General features: G+C 69.4%; 24 protein-coding genes. 8 read left to right on the forward strand and 16 right to left on the reverse strand.

Translation table 11 applies throughout. The features are described 5' to 3' along the window. Window positions 1-103: 103 nt before the first annotated feature. Together BM249_RS15735 and BM249_RS15740 are read right to left on the reverse strand one after the other, a co-directional pair. Window positions 104-832, reverse strand: coding sequence for a P-loop NTPase family protein (locus BM249_RS15735; RefSeq protein ID WP_091973681.1), 729 nt, complete (start codon window positions 830-832; stop codon window positions 104-106). Further along, the gene (locus BM249_RS15740; protein WP_091973685.1) at window positions 832-1,923 is read right to left on the reverse strand and encodes an AI-2E family transporter; all 1,092 of its coding nucleotides are present in this window, start codon (window positions 1,921-1,923) and stop codon (window positions 832-834) included. Before BM249_RS15740 ends, BM249_RS15735 begins: the two co-directional genes overlap by 1 nt. A gap of 360 nt (window positions 1,924-2,283) precedes the next feature. Here BM249_RS15740 and BM249_RS15745 point away from each other — a divergent pair, with 360 nt between their 5' ends. The 3 genes from BM249_RS15745 to purN all read left to right on the forward strand — a co-directional run bounded on the left by BM249_RS15745 (window position 2,284) and on the right by purN (window position 5,879). Continuing rightward, the gene (locus BM249_RS15745; protein WP_244528802.1) at window positions 2,284-3,972 is read left to right on the forward strand and encodes a methyl-accepting chemotaxis protein; all 1,689 of its coding nucleotides are present in this window, start codon (window positions 2,284-2,286) and stop codon (window positions 3,970-3,972) included. A gap of 183 nt (window positions 3,973-4,155) precedes the next feature. Next, window positions 4,156-5,220, forward strand: a complete 1,065-nt coding sequence (gene purM, locus BM249_RS15750; RefSeq protein ID WP_091973691.1) for a phosphoribosylformylglycinamidine cyclo-ligase — start codon at window positions 4,156-4,158, stop codon at window positions 5,218-5,220. Next, a complete protein-coding gene (gene purN, locus BM249_RS15755; protein ID WP_177232432.1) occupies window positions 5,220-5,879 on the forward strand; it encodes a phosphoribosylglycinamide formyltransferase in 660 nt (219 codons plus the stop codon). The genes purM and purN overlap by 1 nt, the downstream gene beginning before the upstream one ends. Window positions 5,880-5,914: 35 nt before the next feature. Here the strand turns inward: purN and BM249_RS15760 are convergent, their stop codons facing one another. Then, complete coding sequence (locus tag BM249_RS15760) at window positions 5,915-6,292, reverse strand: hypothetical protein (protein WP_091973694.1); 378 nt, start codon at window positions 6,290-6,292, stop codon at window positions 5,915-5,917. 138 nt (window positions 6,293-6,430) lie between these two features. Beyond that, window positions 6,431-6,853, reverse strand: a complete 423-nt coding sequence (gene ndk, locus BM249_RS15765) for a nucleoside-diphosphate kinase (protein ID WP_091973697.1) — start codon at window positions 6,851-6,853, stop codon at window positions 6,431-6,433. A 222-nt stretch (window positions 6,854-7,075) separates the two neighbouring features. Here ndk and BM249_RS15770 point away from each other — a divergent pair, with 222 nt between their 5' ends. Continuing rightward, window positions 7,076-7,642 carry a DUF2147 domain-containing protein gene (locus tag BM249_RS15770; RefSeq protein WP_091973700.1) on the forward strand — a complete coding sequence of 189 codons (567 nt, stop codon included), beginning with the start codon at window positions 7,076-7,078 and terminating at the stop codon, window positions 7,640-7,642. Window positions 7,643-7,759: 117 nt separating this feature from the next. Here BM249_RS15770 and BM249_RS15775 read toward each other — a convergent pair whose 3' ends face one another. Continuing rightward, window positions 7,760-8,395, reverse strand: coding sequence for a glutathione S-transferase family protein (locus BM249_RS15775; RefSeq protein ID WP_091973703.1), 636 nt, complete (start codon window positions 8,393-8,395; stop codon window positions 7,760-7,762). Window positions 8,396-8,595: 200 nt separating this feature from the next. Between BM249_RS15775 and BM249_RS15780 the strand changes: the two genes are divergently transcribed. Further along, on the forward strand, window positions 8,596-8,847 hold the full coding sequence (locus BM249_RS15780; RefSeq protein WP_091973706.1) for a hypothetical protein: 252 nt from the start codon (window positions 8,596-8,598) through the stop codon (window positions 8,845-8,847). A gap of 158 nt (window positions 8,848-9,005) precedes the next feature. Further along, window positions 9,006-9,422 (forward strand): DUF4345 domain-containing protein, encoded by a 417-nt coding sequence (locus BM249_RS15785; RefSeq protein ID WP_091973709.1) that lies wholly within the window; start codon window positions 9,006-9,008, stop codon window positions 9,420-9,422. A gap of 1,156 nt (window positions 9,423-10,578) precedes the next feature. Here the strand turns inward: BM249_RS15785 and BM249_RS15790 are convergent. The 6 genes from BM249_RS15790 to BM249_RS21760 form a co-directional block, all read right to left on the reverse strand. Then, entirely contained in the window at window positions 10,579-11,172 is a 594-nt protein-coding gene (locus BM249_RS15790) for a GNAT family N-acetyltransferase (RefSeq protein WP_210187001.1), read from the reverse strand. Window positions 11,173-11,229: 57 nt separating this feature from the next. Beyond that, on the reverse strand, window positions 11,230-12,702 hold the full coding sequence (gene gatB / locus BM249_RS15795; RefSeq protein ID WP_091973716.1) for an Asp-tRNA(Asn)/Glu-tRNA(Gln) amidotransferase subunit GatB: 1,473 nt from the start codon (window positions 12,700-12,702) through the stop codon (window positions 11,230-11,232). A gap of 62 nt (window positions 12,703-12,764) precedes the next feature. Next, on the reverse strand, window positions 12,765-13,064 hold the full coding sequence (locus BM249_RS15800; protein WP_091973719.1) for a hypothetical protein: 300 nt from the start codon (window positions 13,062-13,064) through the stop codon (window positions 12,765-12,767). Window positions 13,065-13,074: 10 nt separating this feature from the next. Continuing rightward, window positions 13,075-14,568, reverse strand: coding sequence for an Asp-tRNA(Asn)/Glu-tRNA(Gln) amidotransferase subunit GatA (gatA, locus tag BM249_RS15805; RefSeq protein ID WP_091973722.1), 1,494 nt, complete (start codon window positions 14,566-14,568; stop codon window positions 13,075-13,077). A gap of 88 nt (window positions 14,569-14,656) precedes the next feature. Continuing rightward, window positions 14,657-14,944, reverse strand: a complete 288-nt coding sequence (gatC, locus tag BM249_RS15810) for an Asp-tRNA(Asn)/Glu-tRNA(Gln) amidotransferase subunit GatC (protein ID WP_091973724.1) — start codon at window positions 14,942-14,944, stop codon at window positions 14,657-14,659. A 148-nt stretch (window positions 14,945-15,092) separates the two neighbouring features. Beyond that, window positions 15,093-15,230 (reverse strand): hypothetical protein, encoded by a 138-nt coding sequence (locus tag BM249_RS21760; RefSeq protein WP_177232431.1) that lies wholly within the window; start codon window positions 15,228-15,230, stop codon window positions 15,093-15,095. Window positions 15,231-15,404: 174 nt separating this feature from the next. Here BM249_RS21760 and BM249_RS15820 point away from each other — a divergent pair, with 174 nt between their 5' ends. Continuing rightward, entirely contained in the window at window positions 15,405-15,941 is a 537-nt protein-coding gene (locus BM249_RS15820; RefSeq protein WP_091973769.1) for an SMI1/KNR4 family protein, read from the forward strand. Window positions 15,942-16,017: 76 nt separating this feature from the next. Then, on the forward strand, window positions 16,018-16,509 hold the full coding sequence (gene ruvX, locus BM249_RS15825) for a Holliday junction resolvase RuvX (protein WP_091973730.1): 492 nt from the start codon (window positions 16,018-16,020) through the stop codon (window positions 16,507-16,509). Window positions 16,510-16,685: 176 nt separating this feature from the next. Here the strand turns inward: ruvX and BM249_RS15830 are convergent, their stop codons facing one another. From BM249_RS15830 to BM249_RS15850, 5 genes are all read right to left on the reverse strand, one after another. Then, complete coding sequence (locus tag BM249_RS15830; RefSeq protein ID WP_091973733.1) at window positions 16,686-16,934, reverse strand: hypothetical protein; 249 nt, start codon at window positions 16,932-16,934, stop codon at window positions 16,686-16,688. Between the two features lie 134 nt (window positions 16,935-17,068). Continuing rightward, window positions 17,069-18,238 (reverse strand): DNA-processing protein DprA, encoded by a 1,170-nt coding sequence (gene dprA / locus BM249_RS15835; RefSeq protein WP_091973772.1) that lies wholly within the window; start codon window positions 18,236-18,238, stop codon window positions 17,069-17,071. A gap of 33 nt (window positions 18,239-18,271) precedes the next feature. Next, the gene (gene plsY, locus BM249_RS15840) at window positions 18,272-18,871 is read right to left on the reverse strand and encodes a glycerol-3-phosphate 1-O-acyltransferase PlsY (RefSeq protein ID WP_091973735.1); all 600 of its coding nucleotides are present in this window, start codon (window positions 18,869-18,871) and stop codon (window positions 18,272-18,274) included. A gap of 5 nt (window positions 18,872-18,876) precedes the next feature. Further along, complete coding sequence (locus BM249_RS15845; protein ID WP_091973738.1) at window positions 18,877-20,178, reverse strand: dihydroorotase; 1,302 nt, start codon at window positions 20,176-20,178, stop codon at window positions 18,877-18,879. A 5-nt stretch (window positions 20,179-20,183) separates the two neighbouring features. Beyond that, entirely contained in the window at window positions 20,184-21,134 is a 951-nt protein-coding gene (locus tag BM249_RS15850) for an aspartate carbamoyltransferase catalytic subunit (protein WP_091973740.1), read from the reverse strand. Window positions 21,135-21,322 lie beyond the last annotated feature (188 nt).

Below are 21,322 nucleotides of genomic sequence, written 5' to 3' on the forward strand. Positions count from 1 at the left end.
CTGAAGGCTGCGGGGCGGCTCCCTAGCACGGGAGGCGCCATGATTCTTGACGGTTCGACGACAGTCCTGGGTATTCAGTGGGGATGGGCTGCCGCCGCCCCGCCTAATCGTCCTCGCTCTCGTCCGCCTCGTCGCCGCCGTCGAGGCCGAGGCGGGCCAGCACGGCGAGGGCCAGGGGTCGGGTGATCCGCCGGCCACGTCCGAGGGCATCGCGGTCGAGTTCGGCGACCACGCGCCGGGCGAGGCCGAACGAGCGGTCGATGCGCAGGGCCAGGGCCTCGACCACGGCGAGGTCGACCACGAGCTGACGATCCACGAACAGCTTGACGAGGAGCGCCCGCAACAGGGCGTCGTCGGGAGCCAGGATGCTGGCACCGGGCGCGAGACGCAGGCGCGAACGCAGGTCGGCGGTGGCGAGCCCCATGGCCTCCACGGGCTGCGCGGCCGTGACGAGGACGGGCCGACCGCGCTCGCGGGCGAGGTTGAGAAGATGGAACAGGGCCGCCTCGTCGCGCCCCTCAGGCCGGTCGATATCCTCGATCACGAGGGCGCCGTTGGAGACGAGGCGGGGCACCGAAGCCGCCTGGACCTCGGCACAGGTGACGGTCCAGGCATGCGCCCGCGTCGCCCAGATCGAGGCGAGGTGACTCTTGCCGCTGCCGGGCGGCCCGACGAGGAGGCAGACCGTGTCGGGCCAAGCCGGCCAAGCCTCGACGAGGCCGTAGGCCGCCGCGTTGGCGGGGCCGACGAGGAAGTCCTCGCGACCGTAGCGGGGGTCGGCCGGCAGGTCGAAGGCGAGCTGTTTCGGCGGCGCGTTTTCGCGGGGGGCCATCAGATCTCACGGTTGGGCAGTAGGACCGGGGAGTCCGCGTGATAGAGCGGACTCTGCAGGTAGCGGCTCAGGGCGAAGCGCACCACCACGCCGATGGAGGCGGCCACGGGCACGGCGAGGAGCAGGCCGAGGAAGCCGAACAGCGTTCCGAAGGCCAGGAGGGCGAACATGAGCCAGACGGGGTGGAGACCGACGGATTCGCCGACGAGCTTGGGCGAGATGATGTTGCCCTCGAGGAACTGCCCGATGGCGAACACCGCGACGGTGAGACCGATATGCAGCCAGTCGGAGCCCGGCCAGAACTGCGCCAGGGCGACGCCGACGGAGAGCAGGAAGCCCGTCAGCGTGCCGACATACGGAATGAAGGTGAGGAAACCGGCGATGAGGCCGATGAGCACGCCGAAGTTCAGTCCGACGCAGAACAGGCCCACGGCGTAGAAGGTGCCGAGGATGAGGCAGACAAGGGTCTGGCCGCGCACGAAGCCGGTCACGGCACCGTCGATCTCGTGGGCGAGGCGCCGCACCACGGCGCGGTGGCGCGGCGGCACCCAGCTGTCCAGGGCCGCGATCATCCGGTCCCAATCGACGAGGAGGTAGAACGCCACCACGGGCGTGACCACGAAGAGCGAGGCGATGGAGATCAGCGCCTGACTGCCCGACCACAGGGACTTGAGGAAGGCCAGGAACCACGTGCCGCCCTGCCCCACCAGGGTGCCGACGGAGGATTGCAGGTCGTTCAGCACGTCGGCGCCGCCGACGCGCCGGAGCAGTGGGCCGGCCTGGTCCGTCAGGATGCCCTGCAGCCGCGCCACCATGCCGGGCAGGGTCGCGACGAGGGCCGCGGTCTGGCTGGCGGCGAGGGGCACGACGAGGAGAAGCGCCACCACGAGGACGACGACGAACATCGCCAAAATGAAGAGCGAGGCCGTCAGCCGCCCAAGTCCGAGGCGCTCCAGACGGTCGGCGATGGGATCGAGGAGGTAGGCCAGGGCGAGGCCGGCCACGAACGGCAGCATCACGTCGGCCAGGAGATAGAGGAGCAGGGCGATCCCGCCCAACACCAGACACCCGATCACCGCCCTGCCGCGCATCGGCCGTCCCCCGTCCTGTATTCTCCAGAGAGTGGGAAGCCGGTGCGGTGCGGTCAAGGCTCGGTGCCTGCCGTCCCTGCCGAAGGCATCGACGATAGACCCGATCGCGCGCCGCGAATGTTTCGGTCTCCTTCGGAAGGGACTTGTCCAGATGCCCCCCGGGTGGTCCACACGCCGCCAGATGCCCGTTCTTTCATCATTTTGCCGAACAGTTAACCACTCTCTCGTAGGCAGATCCCACTAACTAGGGGCTGATCAATGAGTTTATCCCGCAAGTTTGTCGGCCTCGTCATGGCTATGCTGGTCTCTAGCCTGCTCCTGGCGGGGTCCATCCTCCTTTATGGTCGATCCGTCGCTCAAGTGAGCGCAGCGCACGAGACGCGACAGAAATCGATCCTCCTCGCCGACGAAATCCGGCAGAGCTCGGACGACCTCACTCGCCTCGGCCGCACCTACGTCGTGACCGGCAAGGCGACCTATAAGCAGCAGTACCAGCGCATCCTCGACATTCGCGCCGGCCATGCGCCGCGCCCCGAGGAATACCATCGCATCTACTGGGACTTCGTCGCGGCCGGCGTGGCGAAGCCGCGCCCGGACGGCGAGACCGTCTCGATGCTCGACCTCATGAAGCGCCTCGGCTTCTCGCAAAAGGAATACGACATGCTGGCCGAGTCGGTCCGCAATTCGGACGGATTGGTCCAGCTCGAAGTCGAGGCGATGAATCTCGTCGAGGGCAAGGACAAGGCGGGTCGGCCCCTGACCCAGCCGGACGCAGTCCGGGACCGCAACCGGGCGATCGACCTCGTTCATTCCGACACCTATCACGCCTTCAAGGCGCAGATCATGAAGCCCCTCGACGCGTTCTACGGGCTGATGCAGGCACGGACCGACGCCGCCGTGGCGACGGACGAAGCCCGGGCGAACGTTTACTTCGCCGTCGTGGTGGCCATGCTGACGGCCACCGTCGCGAGCTTCCTGGCCCTCGGCTGGTTCGCCTACGAGGCGCTGGTGCGCGGCTACGGCTCGGTCGGCGAAGCCATGGACCGTATCGCCCGTGGCGATTACGCCTCGACGGTCCCCGGCCAAGAGCGCCGTGACGAGGTCGGCGACCTCGCCCGCGGCCTCGAAGCCTTCAAGTCCAACCTCGCCCGGGACGTGTCGGAGCGTCATGCCGAGGAAACCCGGCTGCACGAAGCCGCCCGCCGTGGCCAAACCGAGGTCCTGGCGAAATCCTTCGAGGCGACGTTCAGCGGAATCGTCCGGACCGTGGCGACATCCGTGGGCGAACTGCAGGACACTGCCCGCACCATGTCGCGGATGGCCGGCGACACCGCCGACCGCTCGGGCGCCGTGATCCGGGCCGCGGAGGAGGCGTCGACCAACGTCGCCGCCGTGGCGGCGGCGGCGGAGGAACTCAGCGCCTCGGTATCGGAGGTCGGCCGTCAGGTCGACAACGCGGCGGCGCTGACGCGGGCGAGCGCGGCGGAAGCCGGACGCACCGCCGAATTGGTGCGGGATCTGAGTCAGGCGGCGGCCCGGGTCGGCGACGTGGTGGCGATGATCAACGGCATCGCGGGCCAGACCAACCTGCTGGCCCTCAACGCCACCATCGAGGCGGCCCGGGCCGGCGAGGCCGGACGCGGCTTCGCCGTGGTCGCGGCCGAGGTCAAGGAACTCGCCAACCAGACCGCCAAGGCCACGGAAGAGATCGCCTCGCAGATCGGCGGAATCCAGGCGGCGACCGGCGAGGCCGTGACGGCCATCGGCGCCATCGCGGGGCGCATCGGCGACCTGAGCGGCATCTCGAACGCCATCGCGGCCGCGGTGGAGGAACAGGGCGCCGCCACCCGGGAGATCGTGCGCAACATCCATCAGACCGCCGCCGGCACCGGTGAGGTCACGTCCCATATCGGGGGGGTCGCCGACGCAGCCCAGAAGGCCGGCGGCGAGGCCGGGCGGGTGCTCTCCGTCGCCACGTCCGTCTCCCACGACGCCGAACACCTCGACGCCGAGGTGCACCGCTTCCTGGCGCAACTCCGGGCCGCCTGACGGAGCACTACGCATCGATCCCGTGCCGCTCTCGCGGGCGGCACGGGGCCCGCCGCATCCCGGGCGAACGGCGGCGCCGGAGCGAGGCCGCCGAGGCTGGATGCCGAAGTCGCGCGCAACCCCTCGCCGAGACCGTCACGACCCGTTAGAGCAGTCCGAACAGGACGTTGAGACGAGGTGCCGATGACGGCCGAACACACGGGAATGACCTACGCGGAAGCCGGCGTCGACATCGATGCCGGCAACGCCATGGTCGAGACGATCAAGCCGCTGGTACGGGCCACGCGCCGGCCGGGGGCGGATGCGGAGATCGGCGGGTTCGGCGGGTTGTTCGACCTCAAGGCGGCGGGGTTCCGCGACCCGATCCTGGTGGCGGCCAACGATGGCGTCGGCACCAAGGTGAAGATCGCCATCGAGACGAACCGCCACGACACCATCGGGGTCGATCTCGTGGCCATGTGCGTCAACGACATCATCGTGCAGGGCGCCGAGCCGCTGTTCTTCCTCGATTACTACGCCACCGCCAAGCTCGTGCCGGGCGTCGGCACCGACATCGTGCGCGGCATCGCGGCGGGCTGCCGGCTCGCCGGCTGCGCCCTCATCGGCGGCGAGACCGCCGAGATGCCGGGCCTCTACGACGGGGCGGATTACGACCTCGCCGGCTTCAGCGTCGGTGCCGCCGAGCGCGGAACCCTGCTGCCGCGCGGCAACATCGTGCCGGGCGACGTGGTCCTCGGCCTGCCCTCCTCCGGGGTCCATTCGAACGGTTTCTCGCTGGTCCGCCGCATCGTCGCGCGCAGTGGCCTGTCCTACGACGACCCCGCTCCGTTCGAGCCCCTGCGGAGCCTGGGCGAAGCCCTGCTGGAGCCGACCCGCATCTACGTGAAGCCCCTGCTGGCGGCCCTCAAGACCACGGACGGCATCAAGGCGCTGGCCCACATCACCGGCGGCGGATTCCCCGACAACCTGCCCCGCGTGCTGCCCGACGGCGTCGGCATCGCCATCGACCTCGACGCGATCATGCCGCCCCCGGTGTTCGGCTGGCTCGCCGAGGTCGGCGGCGTCGCCGAGTCCGAGATGCTGCGCACCTTCAACTGCGGCATCGGCATGGTGGTGGTGGTCTCGCCCGAGAGCGTCGGCGCGGTGTCGAAGGCCCTCGACCTCGGCGGGGCATCGCCCGTGGTCCTCGGCCGGATCACGCCGCGCGGCCCGGAGGCCGTGACCTTCGAAGGCCGGCTCACGTTCTGATGGCGACCGCGAAGAAGACCCGGGTCGCGATCCTGATCTCGGGGCGCGGCTCGAACATGGCCTCGCTCATCGCGGCGGCGGTCGAGCCGGAGTTCCCCGCCGAGATCGTGCTGGTGGCCTCGAACCGGCCCGAGGCCGGGGGCCTCGCCACGGCGGCGGCCGCCGGTATCCCGACCCTCGCCCTCGACCACAAGACCTATCCAAGCCGGGCCGCCTTCGACGAGGCGCTCCACGCCGAACTCGTGGCCGCCGACATCGACCTCGTGTGTCTGGCCGGTTTCATGCGGATCTTCTCCGCCGGCTTCGTCGAGGCCTGGGCCGGGCGGATGATCAACATCCACCCCTCCCTGCTGCCCCTGTTCAAGGGCGTGCACACCCACGAACAGGCGCTGGCCGCCGGGGTGCGCCTCCACGGCTGCACGGTGCATTACGTGGTGCCGGAACTCGATGCCGGGCCCATCGTCGCCCAGGCCGCCGTGCCGGTCCTGCCGGGCGACGATGCCGATGCGCTCGCCGCCCGCATCCTGGTGCAGGAGCACCGGCTCTACCCGGCGGCCCTGGCGCTGATCGCCTCGGGCCGCGCCCGCCTCAACGGCGACCGGGTGGTGTTCGGGAACGACGTGAGCCGGGCCGAGGGGGCTCTGCTCAGTCTTTCCTGAAAAGGCGGACCCGGTCGGGTCCGCCTTTGGGCCGATCAGGCCGGTCGCGGCAACTGGCAGCTGTCGAGGGCGCCGAGCGCCTTGGCGCGGGCCGAATCGTTGAAATAGCCGGTGGTGCGGTAGGCGGCGAGCTCGGACTGGTCGAGGCTCGCCAGGGTGCGCTGGGCATAGCAGCCGCACGGACGGGCGAGGGACACCTCGGAGACGCCCTGGAGCTTGGCCTGGGTCACGGTGCAGGCGTGGCGCACGCGGCCGGTCAGGTTGCTCGTGGAGGCGGTCTTGAGGGCCGGGTCGGGCGTGTACCCGGCGAGATCCGCCGTGGGGCCGGCCTTGTTGGCATTGCAGGCCGCGACGGTGGCGAGGAGGCCGGCGGCGAGCAGAAACCGGCCGGTGCGCGGAGCGAGGAAGCGCATGGTGCGATGGGTCCGTGAAAGCGATTCGGGAGAGAGCCCGGTTTCACGGAGCCTCCGGGGCCGCGCAAGGGCAGCGCGGCCACAGCCCGGCGACAAATGTCGCGCCGCCCGGGTGCTGGGCGACGCGACGGTCCCGGCTCAGCCGGCGATGTCGGAATCCTGGAAGAACTGCGCGATCTCGATCTTGGCGTTCTCGGCGCTGTCGGACCCGTGGACGGTGTTCTCGCCCACCGACTCGGAGAAGGTCTTGCGGATGGTGCCCTCGTCGGCATTGGCCGGGTTCGTGGCGCCCATCACCTCGCGATAGCGGGCGATGGCGTTCTCGCCTTCGAGCACCTGCACCACCACGGGGCCGGAAATCATGAACTCCACGAGCTCGCCGAAGAACGGACGCTCCTTGTGGACCTCGTAGAACTTCTCGGCCTGGGCGCGGCTCATCTGGATGCGGCGCTGGCCGACGATGCGCAGGCCGGCCTTCTCGATCACGGCGTTCACGGCACCGGTCAGGTTCCGCTTCGTCGCGTCGGGCTTGAGGATGGAGAAGGTGCGCTCGATGGCCATGATTCGTCCGGTTCTGATGCTGGGGCCGAAACGAGGCTTCGGCGCCGGGCTTATAGCGGGGGCGTCCCCGCCCCTCAACCCGAGGACGGACAGCCCCGAATCCGGGGCAAACGACCTTGCCCGACACGTCCGGCCATGGCTTGGGCGCAACAGTGCCGGAAAATCGCCCGATTGCGTGGGCTTTCTGTGTTCAACGACACCGCCTCTTACGGAGCTCAGCCCATGCGCACCGCCCTGACGGCCCTCCTTGTCCTCTCCGGCACCGCCGTGACCGAGATCGCGCCCGCCTCCGCCGCCTCGCCCCAGGACCCCTCGGGCACCTGGCTCACGGGCGACGGCCGGGCCAAGGTCCGGATCGACCGCTGCGGTCCGGCCGGCGCCAACATCTGCGGCAAGGTGGTCTGGCTGAAATCTCCCACCACCGAGGACGGTTTGCCCCGCACGGACATCAAGAACCCCGACCCGAAGAAGCGCAACCGCCCGGCGCTCGGCCTCACCCTCCTCGACAACCTCAAGCCCGAGGACACGAAGTTCTCCGGCGAGATCTACAATGCCGACGAGGGCAAGGTGTATCAGGTGAGCCTGGAGCGGGAGAGCGCTCAGGAGCTCTCGGTCTCCGGCTGCCTCCTCAAGGTCCTGTGCGGCTCGCAGACCTGGACCCGGGTGCCGGACGTGAACCAGCAGGCCGCCAACGTGACCGGCGAGGCGCCCGTGGCCGCGCCGGCTCCGAGGGCTCCCGCCAAGGCCGCCCCGAAGCCCGCCGCCAAGGCCGCACCGGCGGAACACTGAACGCAGGCATCGGACACGCACTCCGTTCGTCTCCTTGAGAAGAGCGGAGTTCGGCTGCCCCTGAACGCCGCGCGGGCTTGCTGATCCGGCGATCGCCGCGATCGAGGGGATGCCGGATCAGATCGCCGCGAAGCCGCGCTGCACGGCCGGGCGCGCCAGCATCCGGTCGAGCCAGGCGCGTACATGGGGCAGATCGGCGAGATCGACGCCCTGCTTCTCGTGATACTTCGCCCAAGGCACAATCGCGATATCGGCGATGGAGAGCGAGCCCGCCACGTAGTCACGACCGGCGAGTTGCCCATCCAGCACACGGTAGAGGCGGTTCGCCTCCGTCGTGAACCGCTCGATGGCGTAAGGGATCTTTTCCTCCGCATAGATGCGGAAATGGTGGGCCTGCCCCAGCATCGGCCCGAAGCCCGCCACCTGCCAGATCAGCCATTCCTCCACCTTCACCCGCGCCCGCTCATCGGCGGGGAGGAGGCAGCCGGTCTTGCGGCTGAGGTATTGCAGGATCGCGCCCGACTCGAACACCGTGATCGGCTGGCCGTCCGGCCCGTCCGGATCGACGATGGCCGGAATCTTGTTGTTGGGCGAGAGCGCGAGAAAATCCGGCGCCATCTGGTCACCCCGGCCGATATTCACCGGCACCACCCGGTAGGGCAGACCGCACTCCTCCAGCATGATCGGGATCTTCCAGCCGTTGGGCGTGCTCCAGGTGTGTACGTCGATGGATCGCCCTGTCGCCTGTGCCATACGGATCATCCCGGCCCCGGTTGGACCCTCTTCATGTGCCGGATCAAAGCGGAACGCCAGTCGATGGTTGCAACCGCCGACCGCCGTGGTGGATCACGCGACCTCGAAGCGCAAAGCCCCTTGCCGAACCCCTTGGGTTGTGGGTGTGATGCGCCCCGCCCGCCACGCGTCGGGCCCGTCCGCAATCGAGGATTGTCCCGATGCCGCTCCGCTCCTGTCTCATCGTCTGCCTTGCCGCCCCGCTCCTTCTGGCCCAGCCGGCCCTCGCCAAGGAAAACGACGCGGCGGCCGCCAAGGAGCCGAGCGTGACGCAGAGCGCGGCGCGCTCCCGGCAGAAGGCCTGCGGCGCGGAATGGCGGGCGCTCTCCGTGGCCGACAAGGCCGCCAAGGGACCCAAATGGCCGCAATATTACAGCAAGTGCGTCAAACGCCTGAAGGAACAGAAGGCCTGATACGGTTTCCCCTCGACCGGGGCGGAAGACGCCCGCGCGGTGCTTGAGTGAAGCCGAACTCCGTCATTCCGAAGGTATCAAACGGAGTTCGTCAGATGGCTCGCGCAGTCGGGCGCGCTTGCCCGGCTGCCGCCGGGCGGAAGAGGGGACACGGGACGATGCGGGAACGGCGGGCGCTGCAGCGGATGGTGTCGGTCGTCGCCCTCGTGCCCGTCGTATCGGGCCTTTACGGCGTCCTGACCGGCGTCGGCGGCACGAGCGGCCTCGTCGACGTCTCGGCCGACAGCCATTACCGCTACTTGTCGGGCCTCCACATGGGCATCGGCATCCTGTTCTGGACCTGCGTACCGGGGATCGAGGCCAAGACCGGGCTGTTCCGCTTCCTCACCCTGGTTGTGGTGCTGGGCGGCCTCGCCCGGCTCCTCGGCTTGGCACTGACGGGTCTGCCCTCCCTGACCATGCTGGCGGCCCTGGCGGTGGAACTCGGCGTCACTCCGCTCCTGTGTCTGTGGCAGGCCCGGATCGCGGGCCAGGCCTCGAACGAGCCGCCTTCGGCCGCGCCGGGCCCGGCATGATCGCGGCGGCGGAAGACGCCCCCTCCCCCTTCGACCGGCCCCTCGCCTTCGCCTGACCGATCCGGCGGCGCCCCACGAGGGCCTCCCCGCCGTCGCCGCGCCGTGGTGCGGGGCGATGCGAGTGCCATCGCGGCCCTCCGCCTCCTGGCGACGCCCCCCGCCCCGGCCACGCCGGCCCCGCGCATCCTGTGGATGACCGGGCAACCCGCTGCTTCGTAAGGGCGATTTCCAACAGCTCACCGCCCGCTCCGGACCTGACCGAAAAAGCCGGCAAATAAGGGGTTGACGCCTCGCTCGGACGGGCACAGTCTACACCTGTGCTTCGGAACTGAAGCACAGCCAAAGCAACGAGGTTCCAAACGACCACGTCTATGCTGGATTGTTTTCGACCGAATGGAGGGAGACAAGGATGACTCCACCTCAGCAGGCTGCTGCAACGACGATCCGGGTTTGATTGGACCTGGACCGGAGCAGCGAAGACCGGATCGCCGGACGGATAGCCGATCACAGGGGCGTAGAAGCGGCCTACATGGCACGACTTCGAACACGCGAGAGGCCCCATCTCGATCGCTTCCCTGACCGGGCACCCGATCAAATCTTCATGCAAAGTCGAGACGAAGCATCGATTCGAACGAGGTCAAAAACGACGGCTCTATTTGATCGCTTGTCGTCAACCGAATGGCAGGAGACACGTATGACTCCACCTCAGCAGGTTGCTGCCACGACGATCCGGGCTTGATTCACCCCGGCTCCGAGCAGCGAACACCGAATTCCCGCGCGGCAAGCGGGTCACAGGGGCGTAGAAGCGGCCTGCATGGCACGACTTCGAACACGCGAGAGGCCCCAATTCGACCGCTTCCGCCACGGGATCACCGGTTCGATCTTTCGCATCCCACCGGATGCATCGTTCACGACGAGGCACACCACCCATCTTGACGTTCGCTTGTGTTTCAACCGAAGGACGGGAGACACGGATGACTCCACCCCAGCAGGTTGCTGCCACGACGATCCGGACTTGATGTGACCCGGACCTGAGCAGCGCAAACGCACATCACCGGACGGAAGCGGTCCCAGGGGCGTAGAAGCGGTCTGTCACGACACGTCTTCGAACACGCAAGATGCCCCAATTCGACTGCTTCCGCCGCCAATGGTATGGTCAAGTCTCGCGACTCAGCCGCAAGACCATCAGGATTTCATCGTAGGTCACGTCACCGATCTTCAAGGCACGTGGTTCCAGGCCATATTGCACGAACCCGAGGGCTTCGTAGCGCCGGATTGCCACTGGATTGGCGGCTCCCACGGCCAGACCGACATCGTCCACGCAGGTTTTCGCATGGGCGATCACGCCCGCGATCAACGCCGTGCCGATGCCCCTGCCGCGCGCCTCCGGTCGAACGTAGGCCCCCCACAGCGTGCCCTTATGACGGAGCTTCGGTGCCTCCGGGACGTAAAGTCCCGCGCTTCCGACGAGAGTCCCGTCGTCGCTCCATGCCCCGAAAACGGCCTGGCTCTCCAAGGTGTCGGCGAACCACGCGAGGGGTCGCTCTGATTCGACCTCCCACGACGCGCCGAACGCCTCCGGGTGTCGAGCAAGACCGTCGAGGCGTAGAAGCCGGAACGCCGCCGCGTCGCTTCGGGCCAGACGGCGGATCGGATGGGCGCTCATCGAGCCTGATCCGGCGCTTTCCGACACCACAGCCATTCCTCCGGAATACGTCGCGTCGATCGTCGCTGGCTGGAACGCGCTCACGGGAGCGACGTCCAGACAGCGCTGTCTTGGTTTGCCGCCGACGAGAAAGGGCTCGCCCTACTCGATCCCGAGCTTGGCCTTGAGCAGGCTGTTCACCGCCGCCGGATTGGCCTTGCCGCCCGTGGCCTTCATGGTCTGGCCGACGAACCAGCCGAGCAGGGTCGGCTTCTCGCGGGCCTGGGTCACCTTGTCGGGGTTCTTGGCGATGATGTCGTCGATGGCGGCCTCGATGGCGCCCGTGTCGGTGACCTGTTTCATGCCCCGCGATTCGACGATCTGGCGCGGGTCGCCGCCCTCGGACCAGACAATCTCGAACAGGTCCTTGGCGATTTTGCCCGAGATCGTGCCCTCGCCGATGAGGTCGACCACGGCGCCGAGCTGATCGGCCGAGACCGGGCTCGCCTCGATGGTCTTGCCCTCCTTGTTGAGGCGGCCGAACAGCTCGTTGATCACCCAGTTCGCCGCCGCCTTGCCGTCGCGGCCCTTGGCCACCGCCTCGTAGTAATCGGCGCTCGTCCGCTCGGCGATGAGCACGCCGGCGTCATAGGGGGATAGGCCGTAATCGGCGATGAAGCGCGCCTTCTTGGCGTCGGGCAACTCGGGCAGGCCCTCGGCCAGGGCATCGACATAGGCCTGGTCGAATTCGAGCGGCAGCAGGTCGGGGTCGGGGAAGTAGCGGTAATCGTGCGCCTCTTCCTTCGAGCGCATGGAGCGGGTCTCGCCCTTGCCCGGATCGAACAGGCGGGTCTCCTGGGAGATGGTGCCGCCATCCTCCAGGATCGCGATCTGGCGCCGGGCCTCGACCTCGATGGCCTGGCCGATGAAGCGGATCGAGTTGACGTTCTTAATCTCGCAGCGGGTGCCGAGCGGCTCGCCGGGCTTCCGCACCGACACGTTCACGTCGGCGCGCAAGCTCCCCTTCTCCATGTCGCCGTCGCAGGTGCCGAGGTAGCGTAGAATCGTGCGCAGCTTGGTCACGTAGGCGCGCGCTTCTTCGGAGGAGCGCAGATCCGGCCGCGAGACGATCTCCATCAGGGCGACGCCCGAGCGGTTGAGATCGACGAAGCTCTGGGTCGGGTTCTGGTCGTGCAGGGACTTGCCGGCATCCTGCTCGAGGTGCAGGCGCTCGATGCCCACCGTGATGGACTCGCCGTCCACGAGGTCGACCAGCACCTCGCCCTCACCGACGATGGGGTCCTTGAACTGGGAGATCTGGTAGCCCTGCGGCAGGTCCGGATAGAAGTAGTTCTTCCGGTCGAACACCGAGCGGTGGTTGATCCGCGCCTTGAGGCCCAGCCCCGTGCGCACGGCCTGGGCGACGCATTCCTCGTTGATCACCGGCAGCATGCCCGGCATGGCCGCGTCCACCAGGGAGACGTGATCGTTGGGCTCGGCCCCGAATTCCGTGGAGGCGCCGGAGAACAGCTTCGAGCGGCTGGTGACCTGGGCATGGATCTCCATGCCGATCACGACCTCCCAGTCGTGCAGGCCGCCCTTGATGAGCTTCTTGGGGTTCACGGCAGCGGTCATGCGGGCCCGTCAGGGTTGGAAGCGCGGAGGCGCCATGAGGGTGGAAGCCGTCGCCCGCGCGGTCAAGCGAGGCGGCGATAGATCTGATGGGCGAGGAACCCGAGGGTGCCCCACACGAAGGCGGCCATCCAGCGCACGGGGAAGAAGGTCGGCCCGTCGTGGCTGATGGGCGCCGGCCACGGCACGCCGATGGCGGTCACCGCCCACGACACCAGGACCGAGACGGCGAAGGCCATGAGCGAGACGAGGATGACCTTCACGAACTGGTCGGACTTCCAGCCCATGACCAGCGCGATGCCGATGAGCACCGGATCGAAGGCGGCCCAGATCCAGACCTCGAAGGGATAGACCGGGACGGTCATCGGATCGCCCTCAGGCCCACCACGCCGCCGGCAGCTTCGTGCGCCCGGCCGCCGTCTCGATCACCTGGGCGGCGGCGAACAGGGTCTCCTCGTCGAAGGGCCGGCCGATGAGCTGGAGGCCCAGCGGCAGCCCCTGCGCATCGAGGCCCGCCGGCACCGAAAGACCGGGGAGGCCCGCCATGTTCACCGTGATGGTGAACACGTCCTGCAGGTACATCTCCACGGGGTCCCCCGAGCCCTTCTCGCCCAGCCCGAAGGCGGCGGACGGGGTGGCGGGGGTGAGGATCGCGTCGATGCCCGACGCGTAGGCCGCTTCGAAATCGCGCTTGATCAGGGTGCGGATCTTCTGGGCGCGGACGTAATAGGCATCGTAGTAGCCGGCCGAGAGCACGTAGGTGCCGATCATGATCCGGCGCTTGACCTCGCGGCCGAACCCCGCCGCGCGGGTGTTCTCGTACATCCCGGCAATGTCCTTGCCGGGCACCCGCAGGCCGTAGCGCACGCCGTCGTAGCGGGCGAGGTTCGAGGAGGCCTCGGCCGGGGCGACGATGTAGTAGGCCGGCAGCGCGTAGGGCGTGTGCGGCAGGGAGATCTCCCGCACCGTGGCGCCCGCGTCCTTCAGCATCGCGGCACCGCGATCCCACAGGGCCTGGACCTCGGCGGACATCCCGTCGACGCGGTATTCCTTCGGGATGCCGATGGTGAGGCCCTTGACCCCGCGCGACACCGCCGCCTCGAAATCCGGCACCGGCAGGTCGGCACAGGTGGTGTCCCGGGCATCCGCCCCCGCCATGGAGCCGAGCAGGATGGCGCAGTCGCGGACCGTGCGGGCGATGGGGCCGGCCTGATCGAGGGAGGAGGCATAGGCCACCGTGCCCCAGCGCGAGCAGCGCCCGTAGGTCGGCTTGATGCCCACCGTGCCGGTGAAGGCGGCGGGCTGGCGGATGGAGCCACCCGTATCCGTCGCCGTGGCGCCGAGGCACAGGTGGGCCGCCACCGCCGCCGCCGAACCGCCGGACGAGCCGCCCGGCACGAGCTTGGCGTCGGACAGTTTGCCGTTCTCCTGCCGCCGCCAGGGCGAGATCGTGTCGCCGTAGGCCGAGGTCTCGTTCGACGAGCCCATGGCGAATTCGTCGAGGTTGAGCTTGCCCAGCATCACGGCGCCGTCGCGCCAGAGGTTGTGGGTCACGGCCGATTCGTAGTGCGGCTGGAAGCCCTCCAGGATCTTCGAGCCGGCCGTGGTGGCCACCCCGTGGGTGCAGAACAGGTCCTTGATGCCGAGCGGAATGCCCTCCAGGGGGCGGGCCTCGCCGTGCGCGATCTTCGTATCAGCGACATTCGCCATGGTGAGCGCCCGTTCGGGCGTCTCCAGCACGTAGGCGTTGAGGCCGCGCGCCTTCTCCATGGCGTCGAGGTGCGCCTGGGTGAGTTCGCTGGCGGAGAAATCCTTGGCCTTCAGGCCGTCGCGGGCCTCCGCCAGGGTGAGTTCGTTCAGGGTGGTCATGGGCACTTCCAATCCTCGGGGCCGGCGATCCCGTCGCCGTCATCGGCGCCGAACGATCGGGCGAAATCTGCGACTGCGGCGATCGGGGCTACTCGACCACCTTCGGCACGAGGAAGTAATGATCCTCGGTCTCGGGGGCGTTGGAGACGATGTCGCCCGCGTAGCCGCCATCCGTCACGGCATCGACGCGCTTCTTCATCGCCATGGGGGTGACGGAGGTCATCGGCTCGACGCCCGTGACGTCGACGGCGCCGAGTTGCTCGACGAAGGCCAGGATCGCGTTGAGTTCGCCCTGGAGCGGCGCGACCTCGTCCTCGCCCACCGCGATGCGCGCCAAATGCGCGATACGCCTCACCGTCGTTGCGTCGACCGACATGCTGCCCAGAGCCCTTCACGAGGATCGCCGGGGCCTCGCAGGGCCGCGACGGAACACGGCCGGGCTATAGCACCCGCTTTCGCGGGCTCGCAACGCCGCGGCGGATGGGGGCGGGACGCCTCGGGCGCGGCCGATCCGGTGTGAGGGCTCAGGTGATGACGTGGCCGGACTGGGCGGGCACCTCGATGGCGACGCCCGGGCGGTAAGGCCTGCGCTCCGCCTGCTGGAACCCGACGGCGACGAGTTCGAGGGCAAGGAGCAGCATCAGCTTGTGGCGGACCGGCATCGACCGGCGCGAACCCGCCGGGGATGGAGAACGCGTTCCGAACCGGTTCATGGCAAGCCCCCTCGACGTTAACACTCTGTTAACGGTGCCCTAGACCGGCCGATCCCGGCAAGGCCAGGGTAAGGTTCGATCAAGGTTAATCCGCAGGGAGTTCAGACGATGACGGACGCGACGATGTGGGAGGGGATGTTCGCGGACGGCGTCGCCGGTCCGGTGGCGGGGGAGGCGGATCTCGCACAGGCGGAGGGCGAGCTCGGCTTTCCCCTCCCCGCCTCCTACCGGGCGTTCTGCCGGCATTGGGGCGCCGGGCTCGCCCTCGGGCATGTCCGGGTGCTCACCCCCGGCCCCGAGCCCGAGACCGACCTCGTGACGGGAGCCGAACTCGCGGCCCACAGTATCGGCGCCGTCCTGGCCGACCGGCCGGAGCACCGGTTCGAGGTCGAGGGCGACGACGGAACCGTCGTGGAGCGGGCCTGCTTCTTCGGCCGCACGGAGGCCGGCGAGTTCCTGTTCTGGGACGTGGTCCCCGGACGTCCCGAATACGAGATCTGGGTGCTCGGCGCCGATCTCGAATCCGTCCGCTTCGGCGGCGCCGACCTCGCCGACCTGATGCGGCGACTGCAGGGCCCGGCCGTGCGGGGAATCCTCGGGATGGGAGCCTCCCCCCTGCCCTCCACCTTCGTGGGCGACGCGATTCCCGTCACGCATTGAGCCGCGCGGCCCGGGGGCGCCGATTGCCACCCGGCCTCGGATCGATCAGGACGGGCAATCACGGAAGGACACACAGATGACAGAGGCCGAGATCCGCGCCTTCGCCGAGGCGTCGCGGGGCGGCCCCCGCCTCATCGGGATCGATCTGGGCACCAAGACCATCGGTCTCGCCCTGTCGGATGTCGGCCGCCAGATCGCCTCGCCGCTAGAGACCATCAAGCGGGTGAAGTTCACCCCCGACGTCGCCCGCCTGCGCCAGCTCTGCGAGATCCACGGCGTCGGCGGCCTCGTCATGGGCCTGCCCCTCAACATGGATGGCAGCGAGGGGCCGCGCGTGCAGTCCACGCGCTCGTTCGTTCGCAACCTCAAGCCGCTCCTCGACCTGCCGGTCTTGTTCTGCGACGAGCGCCTGTCCACGGCCGCCGTCACCCGCGCCCTCATCGCCGCCGACGCCTCCCGGGCCAAGCGCGGCGAAGTCGTCGACAAGCTGGCGGCGGCCTACATCCTGCAAGGTTGCCTCGATCAGATGCGGGGCGTGCTGGAGGGGGACGAGGGCGTGGAGACGTGAAAAGCGGCGGAGCCTTCGCCCCGCCGCCCGCATCACGCTTCCAATCGCGGCATCCTCACAAGCCGAGGATGACCTGGGACGTCCCCACGAGGGTGTAGACCAGGCCACCCGCGAAGGCGCCGATCATCGCGTAGGAAAAACCCTTCAGCATCATGCCCGCGCCCACCCCGCCCGGATCAGCAGCGGTTCCCGCCCGAGGTCTGGCCGTACTGCATCACGGGGAAGTTCTGCTGGTTCGCGTTGCCCTCGGCGGCCGAACTCATCGGACAACCGAACGTGGACGGAGCGCGCGGGGCGGCGATCGCCCCCGTCGTCTCGACGTCGGAGGGGGTGAACGCGGTGGTGCGCTCGAAGGCCATGGCAGACGAGATCGGAGCAACGCCAAGCACGAGAGCGGCGGCGATGGCGGCGATACGGGTCTTCATTGTCTGTCTCAAGCTCCTTTTACAGGCCGAACCGGCGATCCGGCTCGTTTCATCTGTCTGAACTCAAGATAGGAACGCGCGGGCCGGCACGACGTGTCGGAGCGCACGCAACCCTTCGGACGGGGGCAGCGGCTTTACCCCACCAGGGACACCGCCCCACTGCCGTGCCGCTCGATGCGCCCGTCGAGTTCGAGTTCGAGGAGCGTGGTCTGCACCACGCGGACGCTGAGACCCGCCGCCCGGGCGAGGTCGTCGGTGCCGATGGGGGTCGGGCTGAGGAGCGCGACGAGGCGGGCGCGGTCGTCCGTCGCTTCCGGGGGTGAAAAATCCTCTGCCGGCATCGGCAGCACGATGCCGTCGACGTCGAGTTCGTCCCAGAAGATCGGTGCCTCGGCGAGATCCGTGCGGTCGAGGGCGAGGGGCTCGGCCCCGAACGCGTCGCGCTCCACCAGGGGCACGAGGGCTTCGAGGACATGGGCAGCCTCCGCCACCAGGGTCGCGCCCTGGCGGATGAGGTCGTTGGTGCCCTCCGCCCGCGGGTCGAGGGGCGAGCCCGGCACGGCGAACACCTCCCGCCCCTGCTCCAGGGCGAAACGCGCGGTGATGAGGGAGCCGGAGCGCCGCGCCGCCTCCACCACTACGGTGCCGAGGCTGAGCCCCGAGATGATGCGGTTGCGCCGGGGAAAATCGCGCCCGCGCGGTTCCCACCCCATCGGCATCTCGGCGACCACGGCCCCGCCCGCCTCCAGGATCGCCTCGACGAGGGCGCCGTGGTTGCTCGGATAGATCCGGTCGTGGCCGCCGGCCAGGACCGCCACGGTGCCGGACAGGAGCGTCGCCTTGTGGGCGCGGGCGTCGATGCCGCGCGCCAGCCCCGAGACCACCACGAGGCCGGCTTCCCCGAGGTCGCGCGACAGGCGCTCCGTGAGGTTCAGGCCGGCGGCCGAGGCGTTGCGTGAGCCGACGATGGCCACGGCCGGGCGGTTCAGAACCGCGGGATCGCCGCGCACGGCCAGGAGCGGCGGGGCCGAATCGGCGGCCTGGAGGAGTTTCGGATACGCGGCCTCACCCAGAGCCACGAAGCGGACCCCGAGGCGGGCGGCGGCGGCGAGTTCGGCTTGCGCCTCGGCGCGGGTCAGCGGCACGACACGGCGACCGGCGCGGTTCGTGAGGGTCGGCAGGGCTTCGAGGGCCGCGCCGGCTCCGCCATAGCGGTTGATCAGGGTGCGGAAGGTGCGCGGGCCGATGCCCTCGGCGCGGATGAGGCGGAGCCAGTCGAGCCGCTGGGCCTCGTTGAGTTGCATCGCCCTGCCCCCCATGGCGGCCGGGCGTTGTTACTAGCCCTTCTGCCCGATGCGCCCTTCCGTGCCGTCGCGGAGCCGGCGAATGTTGGGCGCGTGCTTCCACCATAGCAGGGCCGCGAGCAGGAGGAAGAGCCACGCAACCCCCGGCTGTCCCAGCGCCCACAGGACGATCGGCGTGGCGGCCGAGGCGGCCAGCGCCGCGAGGGACGAGTAGCGGAAGCCGAAGGCGAGGCCGAGCCAGATCGCCGCGAAAGCGAGGAGGCCCACGGGACTGAGCGCCAGGAGCACGCCGAGGAACGTCGCCACCCCCTTGCCCCCCTTGAAGCCGAGCCAGACGGGGAACAGGTGGCCGAGGAAGGCGCCGAGCCCCGCCGCGAGGGCCGGCTCCAGGCCGAAGTGCAGGCCGATGAGCACGGCCACGGTCCCCTTCAAGGCATCGCCCAGGAGAGTGGCGGCAGCCAAGCCCTTGCGGCCCGTGCGCAGGACGTTGGTGGCGCCGATATTGCCCGAGCCGATGGCCCGGACGTCGCCGAGGCCGGCGAGGCGGGTGAAGATGAGCCCGAACGGGATCGACCCAAGAACGTAGCCGCCCGCGAGCCCCGCGAACAGCATCGGCAGGGAGGCCGGCTCCATGGGTGTCACGCGAAACTCCCGTCGCGGAAGACGATGCGGCCATCGACGAGGGTCAGCACGGCGGCCCCCTGCAGCCGGGCCTCGTCGAACGGCGAGTTCTTCGAGCGCGACTTCAGGCTTCGCTTGTCGAGCACGTAGGGCACGTCCGGGTCGATGAGGGTGAGGTCAGCGGGGGCGCCCACCGCGAGGCGCCCGGCCGCGCGGCCGAGGATTTTCGCGGGGTTCGCCGTCAGCGCCGCAAGCAGGCGCGGCAGGGCGATGTCGCCGGTGTGGACGAGGCGCAGGGCGGCGCCCAGCAGGGTCTCGATGCCGAGCGCCCCGTCGGCGGCCTCGGCGAAGGGCAGGCGCTTGGTCTCGACGTCCTGCGGGTTGTGGTCCGACACGACGACGTCGACCACGCCCTCGTTGAGCGCCGCCACCAGGGCGAGGCGGTCGGTCTCGTGGCGCAGGGGCGGCGAGAGCCGGCAGAAGGTGCGGTAATGGCCGATGTCGCCCTCGTTGAGGACGAGGTTGTTCACCGAGGCGCCGCAGGTGACGGGCAGGCCGTCGGCCTTGGCCCGCCGCACGATCTCGACGGAATCGGCACAGGAAATCATCGCCGCGTGGTAGCGGGCGCCCGTGAGGCGCACGAGGCGGATGTCGCGCTCCAGCATCACCGTCTCGGCCTCGCGGGGGATGCCGAGCAGCCCGAGGCGCGAGGCCATCTCGCCCTCGTTCATCACCCCGTCGCCCACGAGATCGGGCTCCTCGACGTGCTGCATGATCAGGGCGTCGAAATCCCGCGCATAGGTCAGGGCGCGACGCAGGACCTGGGCGTTGACGACGGCCTTCAGCCCGTCCGTGAAGGCGACGGCGCCCGCCTCCTGCAGCAGGCCGAACTCCGTCATCTCGCGGCCCGCCAGCCCCTTGGTGACGGCGGCGGCCGGCAGGACGTGGACGCAAGCCGTGTCGCGGGCCCGGCGCAGGACGAAATCGACGATGGCCGGCCCGTCGATGACCGGGTTGGTGTCGGGCATACACACCAGGGTGGTGACGCCGCCCGCCGCCGCCGCCGCACTGGCCGAAGCCAGGGTCTCGCGGTGCTCCGCCCCCGGCTCGCCCACGAAGGCGCGCATGTCGATGAGGCCGGGCGACAGCACGTGCCCGGCGCAATTCACGGTCTCGGCCCCCTCGGGCGCGGCCGGGGCCGTCCCCCAAGCGATGTCGGCGATACGGCCGTCCCGCACGAGGACGTGGCCGGGGGCCTGCCGTCCGGTCGCCGGATCGCACAGGGTGGCGTTGGTGAGGAGAAGGGGGGGATGGGACATCGAACTCACGCGTTCGGCAGGTGCGTCGCCAGGGCTTCGAGCACGGCCATGCGCACGGCGACGCCCATCTCCACCTGCTCGCGGATGAGGGACTGCGCCCCGTCGGCGACGTCGGAGGCGATCTCGACGCCCCGATTCATGGGACCGGGATGCATCACCAGGGCATCGGGGGCGGCGAGGCTCAGCTTGTCGCCGTCGAGGCCGAAATAGCGGAAATACTCCTTCACGCTCGGCACGAAGGAGCCGTTCATTCGCTCGCGCTGGAGGCGCAGCATCATGACGATGTCGGCGCCGGCCAGCGCTTTCCGCATGTCGGTGAACACTTCGACGCCGAAGCGGGCGAGGCCCGTGGGCAGCAGGGTCGAGGGGCCGACGACCCGGACCCGGGCGCCGAGCGCCTGCAGCAGGATGATGTTGGAGCGGGCGACGCGGCTGTGCAGCACGTCGCCGCAGATCGACACGGTCAGGCCCTCGATCCGACCCTTGTTGCGGCGGATGGTGAGGGCGTCGAGGAGCGCCTGGGTCGGATGTTCGTGGGCGCCGTCGCCGGCATTGACCACGGCGCAATCGACCTTGCGGGCGAGCAGATGCACGGCGCCCGCCGCGTGGTGACGCACCACGATGATGTCGGGCCGCATGGCGTTGAGGGTGGCGGCGGTGTCGATGAGGGTCTCGCCCTTCTTCACCGAGGAGGAGGCCACCGACATGTTCATGACGTCGGCGCCCAGCCGCTTGCCGGCGAGCTCGAACGAGGATTGCGTCCGGGTGGAGGGCTCGAAGAACAGGTTGATCTGGGTGCGACCGCGCAGGGTGGTGCGCTTCTTCTCCACCTGCCGGGACAGGGCCACGGCGGCATCGGCCCGCTCCAGCAGGGCCTCGATGTCGGGGCGCGACAGGCCCTCGATGCCGAGGAGATGGCGGTGGGGGAAGCCGGGCGGAGTCGGGGCGCTGCTCATCACGGCGTCCAGCGCTACAGCGCGGGCGCCGTGCCCGCAAGACGCCGCGCCCGCAAGACGAGGCTCGCGCGGACGGGTCGGCAGGAATGGCCGACACAACCGCGAAAGTGTCCCCATTTGACATCGCCCGAGGGTTCACCCACTTCATGCCCCGCGAAAGGCCCCTCCTCCGGGAGGTGGCCCGCCCC

The sequence above is a fragment of the Methylobacterium gossipiicola genome (assembly GCF_900113485.1).
GTDB lineage: Bacteria > Pseudomonadota > Alphaproteobacteria > Rhizobiales > Beijerinckiaceae > Methylobacterium > Methylobacterium gossipiicola.

Excerpts from the sequence above, each read along its gene's own strand:
- ruvX (WP_091973730.1), top strand. The coding sequence starts at position 16,018 with ATGACAGAGGCCGAGATCCGCGCCTTCGCCGAGGCGTCGCGGGGCGGC.
- BM249_RS15820 (WP_091973769.1), top strand. The coding sequence starts at position 15,405 with ATGTGGGAGGGGATGTTCGCGGACGGCGTCGCCGGTCCGGTGGCGGGG.
- purN (WP_177232432.1), top strand. The coding sequence starts at position 5,220 with ATGGCGACCGCGAAGAAGACCCGGGTCGCGATCCTGATCTCGGGGCGC.
- gatB (WP_091973716.1), bottom strand. The coding sequence starts at position 12,702 with ATGACCGCTGCCGTGAACCCCAAGAAGCTCATCAAGGGCGGCCTGCAC.
- gatC (WP_091973724.1), bottom strand. The coding sequence starts at position 14,944 with ATGTCGGTCGACGCAACGACGGTGAGGCGTATCGCGCATTTGGCGCGC.
- BM249_RS15760 (WP_091973694.1), bottom strand. The coding sequence starts at position 6,292 with ATGCGCTTCCTCGCTCCGCGCACCGGCCGGTTTCTGCTCGCCGCCGGC.
- BM249_RS15845 (WP_091973738.1), bottom strand. The coding sequence starts at position 20,178 with ATGTCCCATCCCCCCCTTCTCCTCACCAACGCCACCCTGTGCGATCCG.
- BM249_RS15775 (WP_091973703.1), bottom strand. The coding sequence starts at position 8,395 with ATGGCACAGGCGACAGGGCGATCCATCGACGTACACACCTGGAGCACG.
- BM249_RS15800 (WP_091973719.1), bottom strand. The coding sequence starts at position 13,064 with ATGACCGTCCCGGTCTATCCCTTCGAGGTCTGGATCTGGGCCGCCTTC.
- BM249_RS15850 (WP_091973740.1), bottom strand. The coding sequence starts at position 21,134 with ATGAGCAGCGCCCCGACTCCGCCCGGCTTCCCCCACCGCCATCTCCTC.
- purM (WP_091973691.1), top strand. The coding sequence starts at position 4,156 with ATGACGGCCGAACACACGGGAATGACCTACGCGGAAGCCGGCGTCGAC.
- BM249_RS15770 (WP_091973700.1), top strand. The coding sequence starts at position 7,076 with ATGCGCACCGCCCTGACGGCCCTCCTTGTCCTCTCCGGCACCGCCGTG.
- BM249_RS15735 (WP_091973681.1), bottom strand. The coding sequence starts at position 832 with ATGGCCCCCCGCGAAAACGCGCCGCCGAAACAGCTCGCCTTCGACCTG.
- plsY (WP_091973735.1), bottom strand. The coding sequence starts at position 18,871 with ATGGAGCCGGCCTCCCTGCCGATGCTGTTCGCGGGGCTCGCGGGCGGC.
- dprA (WP_091973772.1), bottom strand. The coding sequence starts at position 18,238 with ATGCAACTCAACGAGGCCCAGCGGCTCGACTGGCTCCGCCTCATCCGC.
- BM249_RS15780 (WP_091973706.1), top strand. The coding sequence starts at position 8,596 with ATGCCGCTCCGCTCCTGTCTCATCGTCTGCCTTGCCGCCCCGCTCCTT.
- BM249_RS15830 (WP_091973733.1), bottom strand. The coding sequence starts at position 16,934 with ATGAAGACCCGTATCGCCGCCATCGCCGCCGCTCTCGTGCTTGGCGTT.
- BM249_RS15785 (WP_091973709.1), top strand. The coding sequence starts at position 9,006 with ATGCGGGAACGGCGGGCGCTGCAGCGGATGGTGTCGGTCGTCGCCCTC.
- ndk (WP_091973697.1), bottom strand. The coding sequence starts at position 6,853 with ATGGCCATCGAGCGCACCTTCTCCATCCTCAAGCCCGACGCGACGAAG.
- gatA (WP_091973722.1), bottom strand. The coding sequence starts at position 14,568 with ATGACCACCCTGAACGAACTCACCCTGGCGGAGGCCCGCGACGGCCTG.
- BM249_RS21760 (WP_177232431.1), bottom strand. The coding sequence starts at position 15,230 with ATGCCGGTCCGCCACAAGCTGATGCTGCTCCTTGCCCTCGAACTCGTC.
- BM249_RS15740 (WP_091973685.1), bottom strand. The coding sequence starts at position 1,923 with ATGCGCGGCAGGGCGGTGATCGGGTGTCTGGTGTTGGGCGGGATCGCC.